Below are 1,878 nucleotides of genomic sequence, written 5' to 3'. Positions count from 1 at the left end.
ATTAGAAGTCAGAACATTTATGTCCCGACCCCTTATTTATATATTTATGATTCGTTTTTCTATTCAAAAAAGCTTAAACTATTAACAAGTCATTTGTAGTGACTTATTCAAGCAGAAAGTAGTGATTCTAATAGATACACAAACACATACCATACAAACACCTGATAATTTCCAACTTCATATACGTACGCACCTTTCACAACAACCGAAAGGTATCATCATCTATTATCATGGTGGTGGTTTAATTGCGGGTTCACCTCACGATTTATCTGATGAAGCAATTCAAATACTGACACAACATTTTCATTTAGTGGAAGCACCCTATCGGTTAGCACCCGAATCCAATATCGGCACTATTTTAAATGATGCTTTTTTAGTATTTGATAACATCAATAAATTATATCCTGATTCGCCACTCTTTACTTTCGGACGATCTTCCGGTGGTTATTTAGCTTTACAAATCGCATCTCAACGTAATGTTAAAAGTGTCGTTGATTTTTATGGTTATGCAAAAGTGGACTTGCCTGAATTCAAATTACCGCACAGTGAATTCCAAAAGAAAACGGCCCATCTGAACCCAGCTATGATTGATATGATGGTTCAATCACAACCGATTACAGAAGGACCGATTCAGTTTCGTTATCCACTCTATTTATATACAAGAGGCATCGGACAGTGGTATGAATTTGTCGGTATTCAAGATGCTGAAAAAACTGAATTAAATTTAAGTGCACGTGCTTTAAAACAATTGCCTCCCGTTTTTATTGCGCATGCTTCAAAAGATATTGACGTCCCTTTTAGTGAAAGCGAACGGTTGAAACAATATATTCCTAATTCCACATTAATTACACTCGATAGTGATGAACACGATTTTGATCGTTCGTTTAATAGTAATATTAAAACAATATACCAACAAGCAGAGCAATTCTTACACCAATGTTTAGAAATTTAAGTCGTAAATTGATTTAAGTCATGATGTTCACATTCTAATAAATAACGTTTCCTATCTAATCCGCCACCATATCCAGTCAGTTTGTTATGGTGGCCTACCACACGGTGGCAAGGGATAATAATAGAAATCGGATTACTGCCTACTGCTCCACCAACTGCTTGTGCAGACATTTTTTTCTTACCTCTTAACTGTGCAATTTTACGTGCTATATCTCCATACGTTACTAATTCACCGTAAGGAATTTTAACAAGCTCATTCCATACCTGTTCTCTGAATTCAGTACCAGAAGCATGATACTTAAAATTAATTTCTGGATTTTCCTCTTTAAAATAACGATCTAACCAATCACTGACTTGGTTAAAAACTGGCACTGAGGTTAATGCCACTTTATCTATATTTGGATCTTCTTTATTAATTTGTCCTTCGTAATAAATACCTGTCAATACATCATCTTCGCTTACAAGCGTTAATGTTCCTATTGGAGATTGATAATCACTCATTTTCGTCATTAAATCACCTTTTCTTCTTTTTATTTATTTAAACGCTGCAAATTCAATAATTTCTTTTAATTCCTATTACTTTCATTATGTATAAAAAAAGAACACACCTCAAATGAGATGTGTTCCAAAAATCATTGATAGATTTTTTTAGTTAAACTTATTGTTTATCTTTATTGTCTTTACGACGTCTACCGAATAACAAGATTGAACCTAGAGCTGCAAATAATCCACCGAATAATGGCGCGTTATTTGTGCTTTCTGTTTCACCTGTGTCTGGTAAAGCTTCTTTCTTCTCTTTAGAACTTGCTTCTTCAGAAGGCTTTTCTTGTTTTTCAACTGCTGGTTGTTCCACGCTTGGAGCTGGAGTAACAGCTGGTGCAGTTGGTTCCTCTGGTGTTGTTGGAACTTCCGGTTTTTCAGGTGTGC

3 protein-coding genes are annotated in these 1,878 nt (G+C 35.1%); 1 reads left to right on the top strand and 2 read right to left on the bottom strand.

The annotated features are described in order from the left end of the window. The first annotated feature begins 121 nt into the window (after positions 1-121). Positions 122-952 (top strand): alpha/beta hydrolase, encoded by an 831-nt coding sequence (locus tag HMPREF3270_RS10210; protein WP_070848970.1) that lies wholly within the window; start codon positions 122-124, stop codon positions 950-952. Here the strand turns inward: HMPREF3270_RS10210 and HMPREF3270_RS10205 are convergent. Together HMPREF3270_RS10205 and HMPREF3270_RS10200 are read right to left on the bottom strand one after the other, a co-directional pair. Further along, on the bottom strand, positions 949-1,461 hold the full coding sequence (locus tag HMPREF3270_RS10205; protein WP_070848973.1) for a methylated-DNA--[protein]-cysteine S-methyltransferase: 513 nt from the start codon (positions 1,459-1,461) through the stop codon (positions 949-951). The two genes, HMPREF3270_RS10210 and HMPREF3270_RS10205, sit on opposite strands and share 4 nt — an antisense overlap. Positions 1,462-1,609: 148 nt before the next feature. Next, a partial coding sequence (locus tag HMPREF3270_RS10200; RefSeq protein ID WP_141763142.1) for an LPXTG cell wall anchor domain-containing protein occupies positions 1,610-1,878 on the bottom strand: 269 nt, incomplete at its 5' end.

Origin of the sequence: Staphylococcus sp. HMSC65H10 (assembly GCF_001839185.1) — a bacterium.
GTDB lineage: Bacteria > Bacillota > Bacilli > Staphylococcales > Staphylococcaceae > Staphylococcus > Staphylococcus simulans.
This window is presented reverse-complemented; position numbering and strand designations above follow the sequence as displayed.

Bases quoted from the DNA above. Each gene is read 5' to 3' on its own strand.
- HMPREF3270_RS10205 (WP_070848973.1), bottom strand. From the start codon at position 1,461: ATGACGAAAATGAGTGATTATCAATCTCCAATAGGAACATTAACGCTT.